Here is a 21,743-nt window from a genome sequence, read left to right as displayed (position 1 = left end):
CTGCTGGAGTGGAGAGTCCGAACATCATCCTAGTGATGGCTGACGATCAGGGCTGGGGGCAGGTAGGCTACAATGGCCATCCCACGCTGAAAACGCCCCACCTGGACGCCATGGCGGAAGCGGGGATTCGCTTGGACCGTTTTTACGCGGCGGGACCGGTTTGTTCGCCGACACGGGCGTCAGTACTGACGGGGCGCACTCATGTCCGTACAGGTGTGCCGGACCATGGAAACAATCTTTGTTTGCAGGAAAAAACGCTTCCGCAGGCGTTACAAGAAGCTGGATACAGCACCGCGCTTTTCGGAAAATGGCATCTTAATGGGGTGCGTGGGGCTGGAGTCCCGATTCTGGAGGACGACCCGAATCATCCCGGCAAGTATGGATTCGATGAATGGTTGAGCGTCACAAACTACTTTGACCTAAATCCACTGATGAGTCGAAGTGGGGCTTTTGAGGAGTTCGAAGGTGATTCGTCGAACATCGTGGTGGCGGAAGCCCTCAAATTCATGGAACGGGAAAAGGAGAACCCAACCCTTGCAGTGATCTGGTACGGTTCTCCACATGGTCCGCAAATAGCGCTGCCGGAGGACCGGGCAGGTTTTGAGGACGATTCCTTGGGAAATCATCTTGGTGAAATCGTGGGCATTGACCGAAGCATTGGTCTTTTGAGAAAGGGGCTACGGGAGCTGGGGATCGAGGACAATACGCTGATCTGGTACTGCAGTGATAACGGAGGTCTGAAAACTGATCCAGACGCTTGCGGAGGCTTACGCGGTCTTAAGGGTAGCCTATTTGAGGGAGGCATTCGAGTTCCGGGGATAATTGAATGGCCTGGGCGTATCAAACCGATGGTTACGGATTTCCCGGCTTCTACGATGGATATCATGCCGACTCTTGTGGATCTGTTGGATTTGCCGAAGGATTCGCAGCTGGAGGTGAGGGATGGTGAGAGTTTGCTGACACTGCTAGGAGGAGGCGTTCCGCAACGAGCTCACCCGATTCCGTTTTACTATGGTTCGCAAGCTGCGTTGATCGATGGGGACTTCAAGTTGATTGGCCCGAAGAAAAAGGGTGAGGCTTGGCGTTTATATAATTTGAAAGACGACCCAAGCGAGGGACGGGACCTCTCGAGTGAACTGCCTGAGCTCTTTTCAAAAATGAGGGCTCAAGCATTGGCTACGGTGGATTCAATTGAAGCGAGTGCGGTGGGAGAAGATTACCCAGAGGGGCGTATTATCCAAAAAACGCGCCGAGCTCAGTGGTATCAAATGAAGGAATACGCACCGTACTTTGAAATGTTTCTCCAGCGTCCAGAGTACGCTCGATACAAAGAGCGGATTGCTAAGTCCAAGAAAAGCAAGAAGGCCGCCAAGTGAATTCGAGAGGGCAGTAAATGATTAAAACATTTGACGTTATGAAAACGAAACAGCTTAAGAAACTAAAATGGCTATCAATGCTTGCCCTAGCGTGTTTGTTGGGCAGCGGAAGTGCCGGTGCTGATGAACGGCCGAATATTCTGGTCATCATGTGTGATGATCTCGGCTACGGGGACCTTGGTTACACGGGCTCGAAGGAGATTCGAACGCCGAATTTGGATAGATTGGCGGCAAATGGGATAGAGTGCCGCAACGGATACACGACCCATCCGTATTGCGGACCATCGCGTTCGGGTTTTATCACAGGCAGGTACCAAGCTCGTTTTGGAATGGAGGTGAATCTCACAAACTCTCATTTCGATATGTACAGCGGTGTGCCATTGACGGAGCAGACCTTTGCCACGCGACTACAGAAATCTGGATACCGTACGGGTGTTGTGGGGAAGTGGCATTTGGGTGCTTCCTTTCCGTTTCATCCAAACAATCGCGGTTTTGACTATTTCTACGGCTTCCTTTCAGGTGGACACTCATACTTCCCAGAGGACGTAACGACTACGAAGCCCTTGTTGTTGGATAACGGCGAGCCGCATTACAGCGCAAACGAAGGCAGCTGTTGGCCCTTGATGCGGAACAATAACACGGCGGAGTTCAAGGACTACTTGACGAGAGAGTTGAGTCGCGACGCGGCACGTTTTGTTTCAAAAAGTGGTGACGAGCCGTTCTTACTCTACCTCGCATACAATGCTCCGCACAAGCCCTTGGAGGCACCTGAGGAAACGATAGCCAAGTATTCAAATATTAAGAACAAGAATCGTCGCATCTACGCGGCGATGGTGGACGAGATGGACCAGGGCATAGGCGTTGTGTTGGATGCATTGAAGGAGTCGGGCAAATACGAAAACACATTGATCTTTTTCTTCTCCGATAATGGTGGGTCAGGAGCGCACAACCCGGGCAATTTCTCGACCAGTGGACCTTTTAAGGGAGGCAAGGGGAGCATGCACGAAGGCGGCTGCCATGTTCCTTTCATCGTACATTGGCCAGCGGGGCTGCCGGAAGCGGGTAAATTCGATGGTTTAGTGTCGGCTCTAGATGTGGCGGCGACTTCTGTCGCTCTTGGAAAGGGCGACACTTCCGGAAGCCCATTGGAAGGTGTAAATCTGATCCCCTACTTAAGAGGCGAGAAAAAAGGTTCCCCGCATGAAGCTCTCTTCTGGCGTATGCAAGATGGAGTCGCATGGAGTGTTAGAACCGTGGATACGAAGTTCTTGCTGGAACAGAAGAAATATGGAGGAAAGGTGCCGGTGTTGTACGACATGGCGAACGATCCCTACGAGTCGACCGATATAGCTGACGCGGCCCCTGAGCGAAGAGCTACCATGGCCAAGCTATGGAACGACTGGAACTCGCAGAATATGGGCAATATTTGGCTGCAGTCGGGAGGTTACCAGAAATGGCGACTCAGGATGTACGAAGAGCTTTACGAGAAGTTGGAGAAAGAAGCGGCGAAGAAGAAGCCGATTGTGATAGAGTAAGCGGTTTTCAGGTCTGCCCGAACACTAAGTGGCGGGAAATTTCGGAAAAAAGAAGAGCAGGTGTCCCAAATAGCTCGGACGTGGCAAAGTCATTCTTATGCTGAAGCACTGTCTCCTATCCGCTGTTTTGCTCTTCATCGTCCGTTCCGGATTCTCGGAAGACAGACCCAACATTCTTTGGCTTACGAGCGAAGATAATAGCGCGAGCTGGTTGGGTTGTTACGGAAATGAGAACGCAACGACCCCGAATATCGACAAGTTCGCAGAAGAGAACTTCCAGTACATGCACGCGTACGCGAGCGCTCCGGTCTGCGGGCCGTCGCGCTCTACTTGGATAACCGGGGTAAATGCGGTGTCCATGGGCACGCATCCGATGCGTTGTGAATACGATGTGCCTCACGACATCATCAAGTACTACCCAGACTACCTGAAGGAGCGTGGGTACTACACGGCCAATTTCTACAAGACTGACTACAATGTTGGCAGCCGCAACCCTGGAGCTTGCTGGGACGAGTGTAGTAGAAAGACTCCGCCGAATTGGCAGAATCTGAAAAAGAACCAGCCGTTTTTTCAGGTGCTCAATTTGAAGAAGTCGCACGAGAGCAATGCTTTTGGCGATGTGACAAACACCAAGCATGATCCAGCCAAGATGAAGTTGGCTGCGTATCACCCGGACGTTCCAGGTATGCGTGGAAACTACGCCCGCTATCAGGATTCGCTTGAAGTAATGGATACAAATTTCGGCGAAGCTCTACAGGCTCTCAAAGATGCGGGGCTGGATGAGAACACGATTGTCATCTACAATTCCGACCATGGCGGAGTTCTCCCTCGCAGCAAACGCTACCTTTTCCAGAACGCGTTGCACTGCCCGCTGATCATCCGGATTCCTGAAAAGTATAAACACCTTTGGCCAGCGGAGAAGCCCGGGAGTAAGATCGATCGTTTGGTAAGTTATGTCGATATGCCGAAGACATGGCTGAGCATTACAGGATCGACTGTGCCTGACTACATGCAGGGGCGGATATTCCTAGGCCCAGAAACTGAGCCAGAGCAAGAGTACCACTTCGCGTTTCGCGGTCGCATGGATGAGCGTATCGACAATGTGCGTGCGGTTTCCGATAAGCGCTACCTCTATCTTCGTAGTTATATGCCGTATACGCCTTGGATGCAGCGACTCGACTACATTTGGAACATGGAAGCGGCTCGGGTTTGGGAAAAGGCAGTAGAGAATGGTACGGCCAATGAAATCCAAGCCAGCTTCTTCGCTCCACGCGGAGTGAACGAAGAGCTCTACGATATGCAAAACGATCCGGATAACGTCAACAATCTGGCGAACAATCCGGAGTATGGCGCGATCCTCGACAAGATGCGTCAAGAGATGCGCCGGAAGCAGGAGGAGATTTACGATGCGGGTCTTATTCCTGAAACGGAGTGCGCACGTCTTGCGAAAGAGCACGGAACTACGATGTACGAGATGGCTCGTAACCCGGATTTGTACAATGTCCCGGCGATCTTGGATGCGATCGAGGTGGCATTGGAAGAGAACCCGAATAACCGCGAACAGCTTCTAGCTATGCTCGATAGCGATGATCTTGGGGTCCGCTATTGGGGGATTGTTGGTTCGTTCCTTTTAGACAACAAGGAGGCAGGATTCAAAGCACTTGCGGACCAATCGCATGAGATCCGGGCAATGGCGGCTTGGCTGCTAGTGCGCAACGGCGAAAAGGAAAAGGGCTTGGCGGCCCTGAATGATTTGATCAAACAGAACTCGTACGCGATTTTGATGGTTCTCAATATTGTCGATTGGGTGGACGAAGAAGACGCGCAGGTTCTTATGCCGGCTGTTCGCAAGTTGAAGGTTGAGCAGAAGGAAGTCGTTAAGAGCCCGAAGAAAACGAAGGTGATCGTAGGCTACCCCGGACGCATGCGTTTGAACTTGCTGGAGCGTTTTGGCGAGTAGTTTGTGGAGGTGTCGTTTTTGATAACTACGAATCGGAACGACACCTCAAGTTTTTCGGTTCATCCGCTAGCGCAGTGGAAATACGTCGGCCTGATGGTGGAACGGCCGCTCCGCGGGCGTTTGTTCTTGTCAGTCACCCGCGGAGCGGCTGCCCCACCTGAGAGTACTTTTCTTACTACTGTCAAACCGACCTGATCTTACTGCTTTTGATGATCCCCCAAAAAAAAATCGAGCTCGTAGAGAAAAACGAGTCTCGGAAAACTCGCTAGGCGGAACTCGCCGCAAAACGGTGTCTATGCGGGATATATCCCTCCGATATACGCTAAAAAGTACGCTTTCGGAGTCTTTCGAAAATTAATTCAGTTTTCTGTCCTAATTTGCTCCTCGTCGGCAAAGCGATTACCATAGATGCGAAGTATGGGCAGATCTTGTTCGGTTAGAAAATGGTGCGGAGCGACGCTGCTCTGCGGTTTGCTCGCGTGGTGCTTGGCAAACGATTTAAATGCCGAACAAAAGCCAGTTCGACACGCTCATGGTAAGCAGAATGTCGTGATGATCTTCATCGATGACATGGGGTATGGAGATATCGGGGCATTCGGACTGACTGAGGTTCCGACTCCAAACATGGACAGGTTGGCGGAAGAGGGACTGAAGCTCACAAACTTTTATGTAAATTCTCCGATCTGCTCAGCCTCTCGAGTCGCCTTGAACACGGGGATATATCCGCAGCGCGAACGGATACACTCCTATCTGAATTACCGAAAGAACAACAGAAAGCGGAAGATGCCGGACTTTCTGGACCCAGATCGCTTCACATACGCCAAGATGCTCAAAGCGAATGGCTACGCCACGGCTCACTTTGGCAAATGGCATATAGGTGGTGGTCGTGACGTGGATGACGCTCCATTGCCACAAGCTTATGGATACAATGAGTCGCTCGTCTCCTTTGAAGGTCTTGGCGACCGTATCCTCTGGTCTAAGACAGGAAACCAGAAGCTGAGCTGGAATCACGGGCAAGGCGAAATCCTGGAGCTTCCGAAACACAAGACCACAGAGACCTATGTGGATCGGGCGATCGATTTCATTGATCGCAACAAGGAACGTCCGTTTCTAGTGAACGTCTTCCCAAATGACGTTCATGATTGGCACGAACCTTCGGCGGAGCAATTAGCGAAATGGAAGGGGAAAGGTCGCAGCGAGTGGGAGGACAAGTTTTTTGCGATCCTCGACGAGATGGATCGCCAGATCGGTCGCCTGCTGAAGGCGATTGACGAGCGTGGACTCACACAAGACACGATCGTGATCCTCACCAGTGACAACGGTCCGACAGATTGGAAACGTTACTACGATGCGAATGTCGAACCACCCGGGTTCACGGGACCATTCTTTGGCCGAAAGTGGAGTCTATACGAAGGCGGTATCCGTATGCCGTTTATGATACGTTGGCCGGCAAAGATCAGAGCTGGACAAGTTGATGAGTCTACGGTTTTGGCAGCGATCGATATTCTGCCGAGTCTCGCGAGCCTTACAGGCTCTACGATTCCCGAGGGTACCGAGTTGGATGGTATCGACCTGTCGGAGGCTTTGCTTGGTTTGCCGATGAAACGAGAGACGCCTGTCTTCTGGGAGTTTGGCACCTATGATCGCGGCATACGCCCAGGCAAGCCAGAGCACGTAAGCCCGCGGATCGCTATGCGTGCGGGGGATTGGAAGCTTTTAGTGAATCAGGACGGTTCCGAACTGAAGCTCTTCAATATGAAGAAGGATCCGGGGGAGACTCTTAATCTCGCGAAGAAGAAGCCTCGAAAGGTCGAACTTATGATGCCCCATTTGATTTCATGGTGGGAAGAAATGGATACATACTATGATGGCTTTTAGTTCACCTTTTATAGAACGTATCTACTGGTTGATCACGACGGTAATGCTTCTGCTGGTTTTCCTGACTGGTTATTGCTCTGGTGAATCAAGGCCCCCCTCTGGACGAGTTGGAGTGACACCGAATATCCTGCTCTTTTTGGCGGACGATTGCTCGTGGCATGACTTTGGTTGCTATGGTAACAAGGACGTATATACACCGAATATTGATTCCTTGGCCGCACGAGGAATGCGTTTCGAGTATTGTTTTAATTCCGCTCCGATGTGCGCTCCGACTCGGATGAGCCTGTTTACTGGGATTCATCCGGTTAGGAATGGAGCTCACCCAAATCACAGCCGCGTCTACGATCATATCAAGAGCGTGCCGCACTATCTTCGTCCGCTCGGATACCGGGTCGCACTCATCGGAAAAACTCACCACGCGCCGGCGGAGAATTTCCCCTTTGAGTTTCTGGGTGGACTCCATCACGACAAAGGAGAAGGAGTTGATTTGGATTTGAGTCGAGTTGACTCCTTCGTTGAACAACAAGGTGACGAGCCTTGGTGCTTGATGGTTCAGTCCAACCAACCGCATTCGCCGTGGAATCGGGGAGATGCTTCAGTGTATGAAACTGAAGCGTTAAAACTACCTCCGTATTTTGTGGATACGCCAGAAACGAGAGAAGCGATGACTCGGTACTATGCTGAAATTTCCTACATGGACGAGCAAGTTGGGGAGTGTATCCGAATCTTGGAGAAACGTGGAGTGGAGGAAAACACGCTCGTTATCTTCCTTTCTGAGCAAGGGTCTAACTTTCCGCACTGCAAGTGGACCTGTTACGACTCAGGACTGCGATCTGCTGGAGTATTCGTTTGGCCTGGGGAAATCGAGCCATCGGTCTCAGAAGCGATGATTCAATATGTTGACGTACTTCCTACTCTGATTGAGTTGGCGGGAGGGCGTGTGGAGAACGGGGTCTTTGACGGACGAAGTTTGACTGCTTTGCTAAAAGGTGACGAGCATCACCATCACGACTACTCGTTTGGAGTTCAGACATCGAGTGGCATTGGTAAGGGGCCTGAGGCGTTTGGAATCCGTAGTGTGCGCGACAAACGGTTTAGGCTCATCTGGAATCTGAATCCCGAAGGTGAATTCCAAAATTCGGTGACCTTCCAGAACGCCACGTTTCAGTCATGGGAAAGAAGGGCAGAAGCAGGCGATGCCTTTGCTCAGGAACAGGTATCCAGATATAGGAAGCGGCCCGAGTACGAACTCTATGACATGAGCAAAGATCCGTTCGAGATGAGAAATCTGGCGGGGAATCCTGAATATGCGGAAGAGTTCAAGAGACTGAAAGCGGAACTTGATGGTTGGATGAAGCAGCAAGGTGACGCCGGCGTGGAAACGGAAATGGCCGCTAAGGAGCGGAAACGGAAAGATCGCCGCCGAAAATGAGTTCACAAAAGAAAGTAGTGAAAACACTATTTCAGGTTCTTTTCTCGTTAACGCTTGCGATATCTGCAATAGCGTCGGAACGTCCAATTCGACAAGCTCATGACAAGCCGAACATCGTGATCATCATGGTCGACGATATGGGCTTCTCCGATATCGGCTGCTACGGGGGCGAAATCAAAACCCCGAACCTTGATCGATTGGCAGCAGGAGGTGTTCGCTTTTCCAACTTTTATAACGCCTCTCGTTGCTGCCCAACCCGTGCGTCGCTGATGACAGGGCTTCACCCCCATTTAACAGGGATCGGGCACATGACCAATCCGCCACCACCGACTGGTGATTGGCATGACTACGGAGAGCAGTACCCAAATTATCGCGGCTTCCTTAATCGCAATTGTGTGACGATTGCTGAAGTCCTGAAGCCCGCGGGATACGCTACTTTGATGAGTGGCAAATGGCATCTCGGCTACAACTCACAGGATCGTTGGCCATTGCAGAGGGGCTTCGAGAAGTTCTACGGCTGCATCTCAGGAGCGACTCGCTTCTTCTTTCCGGAGGAGCCGCGGCATATTCAGTTTGGCAATGAAAAGCTTGAGGAATTGGTGAGCACTACCGACCGACCTTATTACACAACGGACGCGTTTACAGATTATGCGATTCGTTTCATCAATGAGGAGCGAGAGGGCGAAGATCGACCGTTTTTCCTCTATCTGACCTATACGGCGCCCCACTGGCCGCACCAAGCGCACGAAGAGGATATCGAGAAATACGTCGGCCAATACATGATGGGGTGGGATGAACTTCGTGAGCGACGTTACCAACGGCAGATCGAGATCGGGTTGGTAAAACCAGAGTGGGAGTTATCGCTGCGTGACAAGAAGGTGCCCGCTTGGGATTCCCTTGATGCTGAAAAGCAGAAAGAAATGGATATGCGTATGGCTGTTTATGCGGCTATGGTCGACCGGGTAGACTGGAATGTCGGCAAGTTGGTTTCTGTATTGGAAGAAAGCGGACAGCTCGACAATACGCTTATCATGTTCCTATCCGACAACGGGGCGTGTGCTGAGGGACCAACATTAGGTCGCTTCAATATCTGGGATGCTGAAGAGCGTAATCAGCAGCACAACATGAACTATGGTGCTGCTTGGGCCAACGTCTCCAGCACACCGTTTCGACTCTACAAACACTACACGCACGAAGGTGGTGCGGCGACGCCGTTTTTCGTGCATTGGCCAATAGGTATACAGCCGCAGTCAGAATGGTATGACGCGCCTGCTCAGGTAATTGATGTAGTGCCGACAATATTGGAACTGACCGACACGCAGTATCCGAAAATCTATGACTCTAATGACATCCATCCTTTGCGAGGCGTATCACTATCGCCTGCGTTCGAGGGAAAGTCTATACCGCGGAGCGGCCCGTTGTTTTCTGAGCATGAGAACAATGCCTTTGTCATAGACGGTAACTGGAAGCTAGTCGGTCGTGGTGTAGCGGCTCAGGAAGGGGTTCAGCGAGCACAGTGGGAACTCTACAATCTCTCAGATGACCGAACGGAGCTCAACGACTTAGTCGCTTCCGAGCCAGAAAGAGCTGAACGTATGATGGCTCAGTGGGAACATTGGGCGGATCAAGAGCGGGTTTATCCCAAACCCGTTAAAAAGAAGAAGGAGAAGAAAGAGTGATCCGGCTGGTCTTTGCATTTCTTTGCTTCTGTACTGCTGTCAAAGCGACCGAGCAGCCAAACGTTGTCATTATTCTGGCTGATGATTTGGGCTGGAATTCAGTCGGTTGGCACAATCGGGAGGTTATGAAGACGCCTAACCTCGACCGACTGTGTGCGGAGGGTATCGAATTGGATCGTTTCTATGTTTCGCCAATGTGTAGTCCGACGCGTGCTGGCTTGCTTACTGGAAGGTACCCCATCCGTTACGGGCGTGCTCGAGCAGTGATTTCTCCTTGGCGTGAGGTTGGTCTGCCTGCCAGCGAAACGACTCTGGCGGAGGCGTTATCAGAAGTTGGATACGAAAGGCGGGGGATTTTTGGAAAGTGGCACTTGGGGCACTGGAAGAGGGAGTGGCAACCAAACAGCCGCGGATTTACGGATTTTGTGGGCTGCTACAATGGGGCGATTGATTATTTCACACGTGAACGTGACGGCGAGTTGGATTGGCATCGGAACGATGAACCGTTGCAAGTTGATGGATACATAACTGAGTTAACCGGCCAGGATGCATCTGCATTCATTCGAGAAGCTGCCAAGGGAGAGGCACCGTATTTGTGTTACATTCCCTTCAATGCTCCGCATAATCCAAACCAGGTGCCGGAGAAGTACCTTGAGCACTACAAAGGGATCGAGCACAAAAACACGCAGATCCACTTCGCAATGATCACAGCCATGGACGAGGCTATAGGGCAGATCCTGGAGGCGATTGAGGACACGGGTGAAGCAGATGATACTATCGTATGGTTTTTCAGCGACAATGGAGCTCACCACTCAATAAAGGGAGGTAACGCCCCATTGAATGGCGGAAAGCTCACTACTTATGAGGGAGGAGTGCGAGTTCCGGCTTGCGTACGCTATCCAAAGTGGGACGGCGGTCGAAAACTTAGTCAGCGCATGGTGTATACGGATATTGCCCCAACCGTTTTGGAACTTGCTGGCGTGGATACAGGGGCATTGGAGCTGTCTCTAGACGGTGTTGACCTTGGCGGTGTTTTATCTGGCAGAGAGGAAACGATTCCGGAAAGAGACCTCTATTTCTACCATGGTCAGCCAGGACGAGACAAAGAGTGCTATTCGGTTATTTCGGGAGATTGGAAACTAGTAATAAACGGGCCGGACATCGTAAGCGGGAGAATCGAGGGGCAACGTGTCGAGTTGTTCAAATTGGATTCCGACCCGAACGAATCGGAAGATTTGGCCTCTGTTAACCCGGAAACCACTGAACGACTTTTCGGCAAGTTAGTTACATTCCGCCGGCTTCAGCCAGAAGACTCAATTCCCCCATATTTAATAGGGGCGGAAGGTTTTGTGGCTCCGAAGGATTGGTTAATCGCAGAGTGAAAAATGGAACTGTATGAATAAATTGAATATATGCTTGGCTCTCGTAGCTCTGGGGCTCTCTTGTGCGAGCAATGCGAATCCGCCAAAGGACCTGCTACTGAGAGATGGTGTTCTGGATGCCCCTGTTCGTCCCGTAATGTCACGCGCCGAAATCGAAGCCGGCTTAAAAAGCCATGACCGTGCCTTGTTCATCAAGGATGACTGGATTCGCGATCCGTACATAGTCATGGGACCGGACGATATGTATTACTTGACGGGTACTACGATGAATCCTGGTGATTCACGTGAGAAGACTGATCCCTACAACCCGGGTCTTGGAGACGAGTCAGCGGTAGGGCAGGTCGTGCGCATTTGGCGTAGCAAAGATTTGATCGATTGGGAGTATCTCGGTGCGCCGTTTTCCCTGAAGGATAGTTTTCATAAGGAGAACCCTCGCAACGTCATATGGGCTCCAGAAGTGCATTGGATTCCAGAGATGAACCGTTGGGCTTTGGTTCACTGTCCGGCGAAGCAAGCTAACTTTGCTTTGAGTGCGGGACCGGACATCTCCGGTCCTTGGACCCACCCGATGGGGGCGAATCTTGGATACAGACGGCATGACCCATCTCTGTTTAAGGATGGCGATACCTGGTGGCTTTTGTGGGAGAACACGCTTGTAGCTCCACTTAATAGTACATTCACCGACTACACTGCTGAACCTACGCGTATTGATCCAGCGGGCACACGTGTAAACTCAAAGGGGAAAGAGATTTCAATCATTGGACACGAGGGAGCAACGATTCGTAAGATCGGCGAAAAGTACGTTCATTTCGGTACGGCGTGGTCGGCTGATTTGATGCGTCAAGGTTGCTATAATCTCTACTACTGTACGTCTGATTCCATCGATGGAACGTACGGGCCACGCAAATTTGCGGGGCGCTTCCTCGGACACGGAACTCCTTTTCAGACTCGAGACGGAAAGTGGTGGTGTACCGCGTTCTACAACGCCAATACGCCCCCACTCGATACTGATGGTATCCAAAATCGGGATCTCATAGAAACGGCTCAAACGATTAATCATCGCGGTACTACCATTGTGCCTCTGGATGTGAGAGTTTTAGATGATGGCGATATCTACATTCGTGCAAAAGATCCTGCGTACGCGGTACCAGGTCCTGAAGAAGTTCAAGATTTTGGATTAAGATGAAGAATCTCGTATTGAAGTTAGTCGGTGTCATTTGTCTTGGCACGACAGTGGTCTTTGGAAGCTCATCTTCTCGGCAATGGAGCGTTGATAAAGCGAATGAGTGGTACAGTGAGCAAGCTTGGTTAGTGGGGTGTAATTTCCTACCGAGTACAGCCATTAATCAGATAGAGATGTGGCAGGCATCAACTTGGGATTGTGAGACGATTGAGCGTGAGTTATCCATGGCTCGTGATCTCGGTTTCAATACGGTGCGCGTTTATTTGCATGATTTAGTGTATAAACACGAGGGGGAGGCTTTCCTCGATAGGATCGATGAATTTTTGTCTATCTGTGAATCCAAGGGCATCAAAACGCTGCTTGTATTCTTCGATGACTGTCACGGTGCGCAGCCTAAGTATGGAAAACAGCCAGAGCTGATTCCAGGTGTCCATAACTCCGGTTGGAAGCAAAGTCCTGGATACCACTTCAACTTAGCTTATGAAGGAGGCACCCATTCACAGGAGGGCCTCGAAGAACTAGAGCGGTATGTTAAAAACGTTCTGACTCGCTTTAAAGACGATAGCCGAGTGCTTGGTTGGGACCTTTATAACGAGCCAGGTCATGGAAAGAACAAGTCCTTGAAGCTGTTGAGAGATACATGGAATTGGGCTTGGGATGTCAGGCCTAGTCAGCCGCTGACGGCATGCGTGAAAGGAAGCTCGCTCCAGGAAGCAAGGGAGATGAACGCTAAGAACAGCGACATCTACAGTTTTCACACCTATATGGAACCTGACGCCTTCAAGGAGTCCGTCGAAACTGCGATCCGCGAGGCTGATGGAAGACCTGTATGGTGTACTGAATACATGGCTAGATCGACGGGCAATACGTTTGAATTGTGCCTTCCTATCTTCAAGGAGGCGAACATTGCCTGTTGGAACTGGGGGCTTGTCGACGGTAAGTCGGGCACTAAGTGGCCGTGGAGCAGTAGAAAGCTCGTTAAGGGAGAGGCCTCTCCTATCCCCACGGGAGATCCTGCCCTTGCTCCGGAGGATCCTCCGCTGTGGTTTCACGACATCTTTCGAAGCGACGGTACGCCCTACAGAAAAGCTGAGGTAGAATTTATTAAGCAGACGATCCGTGAATTGCGGTAAAAGTAGAACGGAAAATATGAAAACGAATCAGATTGTTTATTTTTTTGGGAGGATCGCGAGTGTCCTCTTGGTAGTTACGCTTGGTTGTGCACCTGTCTGGGGAGATCAAAAAGGCGCGATCGAGAGACCTAACGTAATTCTCATAAACATCGACGACATGGGGTATACGGACCCTTCTTGTTATGGCGGTACGGCGTTCAGAACGGAGAACATCGATCGGTTAGCCAGAGAAGGAATTCGGTTCACCGATGGATATGTTTCAGCCCCGGTGTGCTCGCCGAGCCGACACGGGTTGTTGACGGGTAGCCACCAGCAACGTTTTGGTATCCAGTGGAACCATGACATTCGAAAACTGAAGCATCGAGAAGGTGAGAGCATCGTTCCTCCAGAGCACAAGTACATCAATCAAGCGTTTTCTGAGGCGGGTTACGTCACTGCTATCGTAGGCAAATTCAACCTGCCGAGCTACCCTAAGACGACTTTTGACTACGAGTACTCATTGACCTCTGCCGGTTCCAACTTCTTTCCGGAACCAGACGGCAGCTATAAGGGTGTGGATGGCGTCCCTAAGCCAAAGGGCGGTTTTGAAATGATGCTGTGGGGGCCGGAGCGAGAAGGCGATGAGTATCTGACAGATCGCTGTGGGCGTCAGAGTGTAGAGTTTATTCAAGCGAATAAGGATCGGCCCTTCTTCTTGTATCTGCCTTTCAATGCGGTGCACAGTCCGTTTCATGCCAAGAAGTCGCATAAGAAGATGGTCAGCCATTTAGAATCGGAAGTGATGCAGCTATACGCTGCGATGGCCATTTCTATCGATGAGAATATCGGCAAAATTCTGGACGCTTTGGAGGAGGAAGGGCTGCGCGAAAACACGATTGTGGTGGTGGTTAGCGATAATGGCCCTGCGAATCCGACGCATCTCGGCATTCCGGATTGGTGGCCCGAAGATACGCCGTATCACTTGATCGGGCAATGTGCTCCACTCAATGGATACAAGGGCAGTCTTTGGGAAGGCGGTATACGAGTTCCTTACATCGTTTCGTGGCCAGGTAGTATCTTAGAAGGTGCAGTGATCGAGAATCCAGTGAGTACTATGGATTTGTATCCAACGCTCTGTGCGGCTGCAGGAGTTAAGATCCCTGAAAACACTAATCTTGATGGGGTAAATCTATTGCCTTGGATGAAGGGCTATTATTCGGAGCCACCGCATGAGACTCTGTTTTGGTACGCTAATCGCATGGGGGCGGCTCGCATGGGGAAGTGGAAGCTCTTGATCGAAGACAACGTGCACCACCTATTTGATTTGGAAAAGGACTTGGGGGAGACCCGAAACGTGATGCATGAGAATCCGGAAGTGATGGATGATATTTTCGCAAAATACATCGCGTTCCGGAACGAAATGCCTGCCGCTCGGAATCCGTTTAATCGTCCCATCGACATCAGACCCCCAGAGGTCTTGGACATCCACCCGAAGGATGGGAAATAAGCTCTAAACTCTAGCTGGTATGAAAATGAGAACATTATCGGTTTTCGTAGGCTTAGTTGTCTCAACTGCTTTGTCACACGGTGAAGAGAGGTATGAACCGGAGTGGGAAAGCTTGAAGAAGCACAACGCGGTTCCCGAATGGTTTGCCGACGCAAAACTTGGGGTCTACTTCCACTGGGGCGTTTACAACGTTCCCGGGAATGGGAACGAGTGGTACGGACGCTTCATGTACGAGTACGATCGGCGGAAGAAGTGGGGGCAAGACATCTACGAATACCACACCAAGACCTACGGTAGGGATGTTCACTATCACGATTTCGTGCCGCAGTGGAAGGCCGATGCCTTTTCGGCTAAGGATTGGGTCGACCAGTTTGAATACATGGGAGCGAAATTCATTGGAACGATTGCCGAGCATCACGATGGATTCTCGTTGTGGGAAAGTGAGGTTAATCCTTGGAATTCCAAGGACATGGGGCCGGGGATTGATGTTGTTGGAGAGATCGCTGACGAGGTGAAGAAGCGTGACATAAAGTTCATGGCCACGTTTCACCATGGATTCCACATGATGTTCTATCCAAAGCCAGAGACGAGTTGGTTGCGACCGGCAAGTGAGACTTTGGTTGCTTATGAGGATTGTGAAGTGCCGCAAGATCCTAAGTACAAAAAGCTGTATTGCAATTTGCCTTACGACGAGGCTCAGGATTTGTGGTTGGAAAAACTGAACGAGGTGATCGAGGAACATTGTCCTGACTATCTCTGGATGGATTTTGGTCCTCGTTTCTTATCCGAGGGGCATCGCAAGCAGTTTTTGACGAACTACTTTAACAAGGCCCAAGAGCTGAACAAAGATGTGGTTGTGAATACAAAAGGTACGTATTTCCCCACGGATGTTGCAGTCGTGAATCTCGAACGCGCAACGATTGAGGATATAGCTCCTGAGGTTTGGGTCACTGATTTTCAGATTGGTTCCGGCTGGGCCTACAACAAAGACAAGCGTGGTTCGATCGATCCTCGCAAAGCGATTCGGATTCTCGCGGAGGTCGTGAGCAAAAACGGAGTGATGATCCTGTCTGCTGCTCCTATGGCTGAAGGGATCATTCCAGAAGAGCAGGTGGCTTCGATGAAAGCGATCGGGGATTGGCTCCAGTTGTACGGTGAAGCCATTTACTCAACACGCCCCTTTGTGGCGTTTGGACAGGGACCGACAACGCTAAAACGCGATCCTGAGGACGAGTGGAATAACTACGGCAAAATAAAGGCCGGTCTCTATGATCTGAATTCAGCAGATATTCGCTATACTAGAAAGGCGGATACGGTTTATGCGATACAGCTCGGTTGGCCAGGACCAGCGGAGAACATCTTGTTGGAAGTGTTTGCCGATGAAGCAAAGGAACTCGAAGTAAAATCGGTCGAAGTCCTCGGTTCCGAAGAGACGATTAAATGGAAGAGAGTACGCGGCGGATTGAAGCTAACTTCGCCCAAGCTAGAGCCTGCTGAAGGAGATGCTGCGATCGTGTACAAAATTGAAGTCGAATCGTGAGTCCTTCGAGAGATAAGCTGATTTCCGTGTAATGAGAGTATTACTACAAAAAGGAGCCTTTCTTGTCGCCTCCATCGCTTTGTTCGCTGCTAGTGTCGAAGCGAAAAAGAACGTGCTTTTGATCCTGGTCGACGACTTGAAGCCTGAGTTTGGAACTTACGGAGCAGAACATGTAGTTTCACCGAATCTCGATAGATTGGCGGAGCGTGGTATCCGTTTCGATCGGGCTTATTGCAACCAAGCGGTTTGTGCCCCTTCGCGTAACAACCTGATGGTTGGGCTTCGCTCAACTTCAACGGGGCTCTACGGATTGCGTCACGGCTTCCGAATGGTTGTTCCGGAAGCAGTTACTTTGACCCAGTACTTCATGAAGCACGGTTACACTGCGGAAGGGATTGGCAAAGTGTTTCATATCGGGCACGGTAACTATGGTGATCCCGAGTCGTGGAGTGTGCCCTTTCACAAGGACAAGGTTATCGACTACGTCCTCGAGGAAAGTACGGGTGGGCAGCTGACGCGTGAAGAGGCCTTTTTCTCGAATCAACGACTGAACGAAGTTAGGAGTTTACCTCGAGGTGCAGCGTGGGAAAAGGCGGATGTAGATGACGATGCCTATGCCGATGGGCGAATCGCTTTAGAGGGAATTAAGCGTCTGCAAAAATTTAAGAAGAGCGGCGAACCCTTCTTTCTCGCTCTAGGCTTCACCAAGCCACACCTTCCTTGCAATGCGCCTACGAAGTATTGGGATTTTTATGACCCGAGCGGTTTTAAACTAACTGAACGGCATGCCTTGCCTGACGGTGCACCTGAATATGCTGGCAAAAACGCAGGTGGCGAAGTCGCCAACTATTTTCCGGTGCCATCCGAAGGTGTAGGCCAAGACGAGGAATTAGCCCGCACGCTGATGCATGCGTACTTCGCTTCGCTAAGTTATATGGATGCGCAGGTCGGACGGGTGATCGACGAACTCGATCGTCTGGGAATGGGCGATGATACAGTTATCGCGCTTTGGGGGGATCATGGTTGGCACTTTGGCGACCATGGTAGTTGGACGAAACATACAAACTACGAGCAGGATAACCGCATCCCGCTGATCTTCGTTGCTCCAGGAATCGCTAATCCGGGGACAAGCACGAAAGCCTTCGCCGAGACGGTCGATATCTACCCAACCTTGACAGAACTCGCCGGTTTGCCGGCTCCCGAGGTCCCGCAAGGACTTGATGGAGCTAGCCTCGTGCCAGTGCTGGAGAACCCTAGGAAATCGATCCGCAACCACGCTTACCATTCATTCAATCGCAAAGACATCGTCGGTCGAGCGATCCGGACTGAGCGTTACCGTATGGTACAGTGGAAAGAGGCCGGAGCACCGGAAAGCAAAGCCGAGTATGAACTCTATGATTACAAAGCGGATGCCTTTGAAACGAAGAACATCGCAATGACTCACCCAGAGGTGCTCGAGAAAATGAGAGCGATTTTGGCGAAGCATCCAGAAGCCAAGGCACCGTTGAAGGGAAAGAATGCAGCCCGCTGACAGAAGTAGAGGAGGGGAAGAGTCGCAACCTTAGAGTGTAGATATGAATAAGCTTAAGTGGATCTTGTTTGGTTTCCTGCTTCCGGGTGCACTGCTTGCACAGTATCAAATCAATCCTCCGCAGGAGAAGGGGATGTTTCAGAACCCGATTTTCACTGGCGATTATCCGGATCCGAGCATCTTGTTGGACGGCGATGAGTATTACATGGTATTCACCACATGCCACTACTATCCGTCATTACCTATTTGGCGCTCCAGCGATTTGGTCAATTGGACTCCAGTAACCTATGCGGTCACCGAGAACATAGGATCCATATGGGCGCCGGATTTGATCAAACACAACGGACGATATTACATCTATTTTCCTGCGAATAAGACCAATTGGGTGATTTGGGCGGACTCTATCGAAGGTCCATGGAGTGATCCGATTGACCTGAAAATCGGCCGAATCGATCCGGGGCATGTCGTGGGTGAGGACGGAACGCGGTGGCTACATATGAATCACGGTCACTATATCCAGCTTGCTGATGACGGATTGTCGGTGGCCGGTGAAATGAAACATGGATACGACGGTTGGGAGTTTCCTCGAGAATGGGTGGCGGAAGGAAAATGTTTGGAAGCGCCAAAGCTAATGAAACGAGGGGAGTATTACTACCTGACAACAGCTCAGGGTGGAACGGCTGGCCCAGCAACGGGGCATATGGTTGTTTCCGCACGCTCAAAATCACCAATCGGTCCTTGGGAGAATTCACCTTACAATCCAATCATCAGGACTCAGCATGAATCCGAACAATGGTGGTCTACTGGGCATGGCACGCCTTTCGAAGACAAGGACGGCCAATGGTGGGTTGTTTTTCATGGATACAAAAACGGGTTCTCCCAACGAGGTCGCCATGTCTTGATGCAACCGCTCGAATGGACAGATGATGGATGGTTTAAGGTGCCAGGAGAGACTACAGTCGACGGTCCGATGAAACGTCCGTTGCCAAATTCAAAGCGAATCGTGTTTCCGCTTTCCGACGATTTTGTGGGCGATGAATTGGGCTTCCAGTGGCAGTTTTTCAAGGATGCCGATCCGGAACGCTATCGCGTGGAGAACGGTAGTCTTGTTTTGAAGGCTAGAGGTAAGAACCCAGGGGAGTCCTATCCGGTGACCTGCCAGGCTAAGCATGAGTCCTATCGAGTGCAAGTGGATGTAACTCTGGAGAAGGGCGCTGTTGGTGGACTGACCTTATTCTATAATGAGCGAGCTTATACAGCATGCGGAGCGAGCCCTACGAAGCTGTATTTCTCCAACAAAGCCCACTTACGGAAGATCGAAGAATTCTCCGAGCAGCAGACGATATCTCTGCGAGTGGAGAATCGAGCTGGAACGGTGAACTTCTATAGAAGCTTAGACGGCAATACATGGGAGAAAACGGAACGCTCTGCTCGAGTGGCTTCTTTTGACCACAATGCTCTCGGCGACTATTTGAGTGTGCGTATTGGATTGTTCGCTACGGGCGAGGGAGAGATCGGATTCAGTAATTTTAGGTATGAGGCTCTATAGGAGAGGAAACATGACGAGTTTGAGAGCTTATCGATTAACGTTACGGACCGGCGGGAGCCGGTCCCTCCATTTGAACTATTGTTGGAGGGAGCGCATTTTAAGGGGAGTTCTGAAAATGGGTGCTCTAATATGGGTCACGTCCGCTATGGTGCTATCTTCAGCGAGTGAAGGTAAGCCGAAGGTTTGGATACTGAGCGATGGTGCTGACAAAAGGCTAGAGCGGGCACCCGGGAAATACATCACTGACCCGGACGATATGTCCGCGCTTGCTGGATACCTGTTGATGGCGAACATGTTTGATACTCTGGGAATTGTTGTCGGCGGGAATGCGAATGCCAATGCGGAACAGCAGAAGATTAGCATGAAGCAATGGGCGGAGGATCACTTCGGCGCTGCATACGAAAAAGACCTGCCTAAACTGAACGCGAATATCGGCGGTTATCCAGAGTCGATTCGCTTTGTTGAATCATTCTTGTGGTCCACCGGAGAGGAGTATGACAAGAGCAAGGCCTACCTATCGCTTGATCAATACGGTTCAGTACAAGCCTTGTTTGAGGAGGTGGAAAAGAGCGATGAGTTGATCAATGTCCTTTGTTGGGGGATGCTTACGGAGGCGGCGGTCTTTGTTAACCATTGCGTGTCCACTGATCGATATGACCTTCTCGAGAAGGTGCGGTTCATATCGCACTGGACCAGTTCGTATTTCCACGTCGGGACGATGGACAAGCCCGATCATGTGCACAACGCTTTCAACGATGCGGATGCTGCTGCCTACTTAAAACTACAAGCTCTAAACGGGCATGTAAGGTTTTATGAATGTGCCGCAATTGGACAGTCCGGTATTGTTGAAGGGAGCCCTCGAGGGAAGGAATACTATGACCAATTCAAAGGTAGCGCCTTAGGGACTGTGTATGTGACGGGCAAATACCTGAAGGGAAAGAAGACGGTCGACGATTCTGATTCCGCAACCTACTGGGTGCTGCTTGGCGATTGGGGAGTCGGGCTTGGTGACCTTAAGAGCAACGGCACGAATGACCCTGAAACTGAGAAACGAAACGAGGTAGCTTTTCATAAATGGTCACCGAAAATGCGTGACGAGTTGCTACGCCGTGCTTCGGCCGCTAGTAAGTGAACCAAACCGAGGCTCCAAAGGATGTGTATTCGAATCTTGAATGTCGTTTTGTGTGCTACTTCAGCGGTTTGTTGTGTTGCAAAAGAGCAGACTCTTCAGACGGGCTAGCCAAATTGTCCTCATGATCGTAATGGAGTCTCGCCATGCCGCAATCGGCATCCTTACAGGAGCTGTTTTCGGTGTTTATGAGAATATTCAAATTTTATCCATTTTCGCTGCCCCAGTTTTTAGCTAGCCGGCAAAGGGTTTGTTGATGTTTTACCCCCGAGCGACTTGTTCCATAAGAAAAGAGCGTGATGTGTTGTTTTTCGGCACCATGCTTTTGGCATTGGTAACCGTGCCTGTTGCTTTTGCAAAAAAGCCATGGATTGATCTTTTGGAAGGCGGAAACCTAGATCAGTGGACCCAAACCGCGAATACTCCAGGGGAGTGGGTTCTTGAAGATGGCGTGGTGAGTCGCCCAGCAGGTAAGAAATGTGGATCCCTAACGACTAAAGAGACCTTCATTGATTTCGAATTGGTATTTGAGTGGAAGATTTCTAAAGACGGGAATAGCGGAGTTTTCTATCGCTCGGCTGAGGGCTGGAGTCCCGAGTATCAGGTTCTAGACGACGCGAAGCAGGTGGGGAAACGCGATTGGAATCGTTCGCGAGCGGCGGGTATGTTCGATTTGTTCGGGCGTTCGACGGACGACTCGACCAAGCCGGTTGGCGAGTGGAATTCGGCCAAGATTGTGGCTAAGGGGAAACGCCTCCAGCACTGGTTGAATGGCGTGAAAGTGGTCGATGTCGAAGTCGGAAGTCCTGAGTGGATTAAAGAGTTCGAACGGAGCAAATTCGAGAATCTGGATACCTTCGGTAAAATTAAGGGAACCATCTGGCTTCAGGATCATGGAGCACCGGTTTGGTACCGGAACATCAAGATCCGGGAGTTATAGGCTGGATACG

Annotated in this window: 15 protein-coding genes; all 15 read left to right on the top strand. The window is 50.7% G+C overall.

Annotated features, from left to right (window positions below):
- Window positions 1–8: 8 nt before the first annotated feature.
- Complete coding sequence (locus JIN87_RS12595) at window positions 9–1,376, top strand: sulfatase-like hydrolase/transferase (RefSeq protein ID WP_345780794.1); 1,368 nt, start codon at window positions 9–11, stop codon at window positions 1,374–1,376.
- 38 nt (window positions 1,377–1,414) lie between these two features.
- Complete coding sequence (locus JIN87_RS12590; protein ID WP_200355922.1) at window positions 1,415–2,911, top strand: sulfatase family protein; 1,497 nt, start codon at window positions 1,415–1,417, stop codon at window positions 2,909–2,911.
- Window positions 2,912–3,008: 97 nt separating this feature from the next.
- Window positions 3,009–4,871, top strand: a complete 1,863-nt coding sequence (locus JIN87_RS12585) for a sulfatase family protein (RefSeq protein WP_200355921.1) — start codon at window positions 3,009–3,011, stop codon at window positions 4,869–4,871.
- 417 nt (window positions 4,872–5,288) lie between these two features.
- Entirely contained in the window at window positions 5,289–6,749 is a 1,461-nt protein-coding gene (locus JIN87_RS12580; protein ID WP_200355920.1) for a sulfatase-like hydrolase/transferase, read from the top strand.
- 112 nt (window positions 6,750–6,861) lie between these two features.
- Window positions 6,862–8,181, top strand: a complete 1,320-nt coding sequence (locus tag JIN87_RS12575) for a sulfatase family protein (protein WP_200355919.1) — start codon at window positions 6,862–6,864, stop codon at window positions 8,179–8,181.
- 17 nt (window positions 8,182–8,198) lie between these two features.
- Window positions 8,199–9,860, top strand: coding sequence for an arylsulfatase (locus JIN87_RS12570; protein ID WP_200355918.1), 1,662 nt, complete (start codon window positions 8,199–8,201; stop codon window positions 9,858–9,860).
- A complete protein-coding gene (locus JIN87_RS12565; RefSeq protein WP_200355917.1) occupies window positions 9,857–11,242 on the top strand; it encodes a sulfatase-like hydrolase/transferase in 1,386 nt (461 codons plus the stop codon). Before JIN87_RS12570 ends, JIN87_RS12565 begins: the two co-directional genes overlap by 4 nt.
- Window positions 11,243–11,255: 13 nt before the next feature.
- The gene (locus JIN87_RS12560; protein ID WP_200355916.1) at window positions 11,256–12,428 is read left to right on the top strand and encodes a family 43 glycosylhydrolase; all 1,173 of its coding nucleotides are present in this window, start codon (window positions 11,256–11,258) and stop codon (window positions 12,426–12,428) included.
- Window positions 12,425–13,558, top strand: a complete 1,134-nt coding sequence (locus JIN87_RS12555; protein ID WP_200355915.1) for a cellulase family glycosylhydrolase — start codon at window positions 12,425–12,427, stop codon at window positions 13,556–13,558. The genes JIN87_RS12560 and JIN87_RS12555 overlap by 4 nt, the downstream gene beginning before the upstream one ends.
- Window positions 13,559–13,574: 16 nt before the next feature.
- The gene (locus JIN87_RS12550; RefSeq protein WP_200355914.1) at window positions 13,575–15,044 is read left to right on the top strand and encodes a sulfatase-like hydrolase/transferase; all 1,470 of its coding nucleotides are present in this window, start codon (window positions 13,575–13,577) and stop codon (window positions 15,042–15,044) included.
- Window positions 15,045–15,063: 19 nt separating this feature from the next.
- A complete protein-coding gene (locus JIN87_RS12545) occupies window positions 15,064–16,584 on the top strand; it encodes an alpha-L-fucosidase (RefSeq protein WP_234033385.1) in 1,521 nt (506 codons plus the stop codon).
- A 31-nt stretch (window positions 16,585–16,615) separates the two neighbouring features.
- Window positions 16,616–18,115 carry a sulfatase gene (locus JIN87_RS12540; RefSeq protein ID WP_200355912.1) on the top strand — a complete coding sequence of 500 codons (1,500 nt, stop codon included), beginning with the start codon at window positions 16,616–16,618 and terminating at the stop codon, window positions 18,113–18,115.
- 43 nt (window positions 18,116–18,158) lie between these two features.
- The gene (locus JIN87_RS12535) at window positions 18,159–19,664 is read left to right on the top strand and encodes a family 43 glycosylhydrolase (protein WP_200355911.1); all 1,506 of its coding nucleotides are present in this window, start codon (window positions 18,159–18,161) and stop codon (window positions 19,662–19,664) included.
- Window positions 19,665–19,809: 145 nt separating this feature from the next.
- Complete coding sequence (locus tag JIN87_RS12530) at window positions 19,810–20,796, top strand: nucleoside hydrolase-like domain-containing protein (protein WP_200355910.1); 987 nt, start codon at window positions 19,810–19,812, stop codon at window positions 20,794–20,796.
- A gap of 253 nt (window positions 20,797–21,049) precedes the next feature.
- The gene (locus JIN87_RS12525) at window positions 21,050–21,733 is read left to right on the top strand and encodes a 3-keto-disaccharide hydrolase (RefSeq protein WP_200355909.1); all 684 of its coding nucleotides are present in this window, start codon (window positions 21,050–21,052) and stop codon (window positions 21,731–21,733) included.
- Window positions 21,734–21,743: the final 10 nt, after the last annotated feature.

The sequence above is a fragment of the Pelagicoccus mobilis genome (genome assembly GCF_016595505.1).
Classification (GTDB): domain Bacteria; phylum Verrucomicrobiota; class Verrucomicrobiia; order Opitutales; family Opitutaceae; genus Pelagicoccus; species Pelagicoccus mobilis.
Note: the sequence above shows the minus strand (reverse complement) of the source record. Positions and strands in the feature narration are given on the sequence as shown.

Excerpts from the sequence above, each read along its gene's own strand:
- JIN87_RS12560 (WP_200355916.1), top strand. The coding sequence starts at position 11,256 with ATGAATAAATTGAATATATGCTTGGCTCTCGTAGCTCTGGGGCTCTCT.
- JIN87_RS12580 (WP_200355920.1), top strand. The coding sequence starts at position 5,289 with ATGGGCAGATCTTGTTCGGTTAGAAAATGGTGCGGAGCGACGCTGCTC.
- JIN87_RS12555 (WP_200355915.1), top strand. The coding sequence starts at position 12,425 with ATGAAGAATCTCGTATTGAAGTTAGTCGGTGTCATTTGTCTTGGCACG.
- JIN87_RS12535 (WP_200355911.1), top strand. The coding sequence starts at position 18,159 with ATGAATAAGCTTAAGTGGATCTTGTTTGGTTTCCTGCTTCCGGGTGCA.
- JIN87_RS12585 (WP_200355921.1), top strand. The coding sequence starts at position 3,009 with ATGCTGAAGCACTGTCTCCTATCCGCTGTTTTGCTCTTCATCGTCCGT.
- JIN87_RS12525 (WP_200355909.1), top strand. The coding sequence starts at position 21,050 with ATGTTTTACCCCCGAGCGACTTGTTCCATAAGAAAAGAGCGTGATGTG.
- JIN87_RS12540 (WP_200355912.1), top strand. The coding sequence starts at position 16,616 with ATGAGAGTATTACTACAAAAAGGAGCCTTTCTTGTCGCCTCCATCGCT.
- JIN87_RS12545 (WP_234033385.1), top strand. The coding sequence starts at position 15,064 with ATGAAAATGAGAACATTATCGGTTTTCGTAGGCTTAGTTGTCTCAACT.
- JIN87_RS12530 (WP_200355910.1), top strand. The coding sequence starts at position 19,810 with ATGGTGCTATCTTCAGCGAGTGAAGGTAAGCCGAAGGTTTGGATACTG.
- JIN87_RS12590 (WP_200355922.1), top strand. The coding sequence starts at position 1,415 with ATGAAAACGAAACAGCTTAAGAAACTAAAATGGCTATCAATGCTTGCC.
- JIN87_RS12550 (WP_200355914.1), top strand. The coding sequence starts at position 13,575 with ATGAAAACGAATCAGATTGTTTATTTTTTTGGGAGGATCGCGAGTGTC.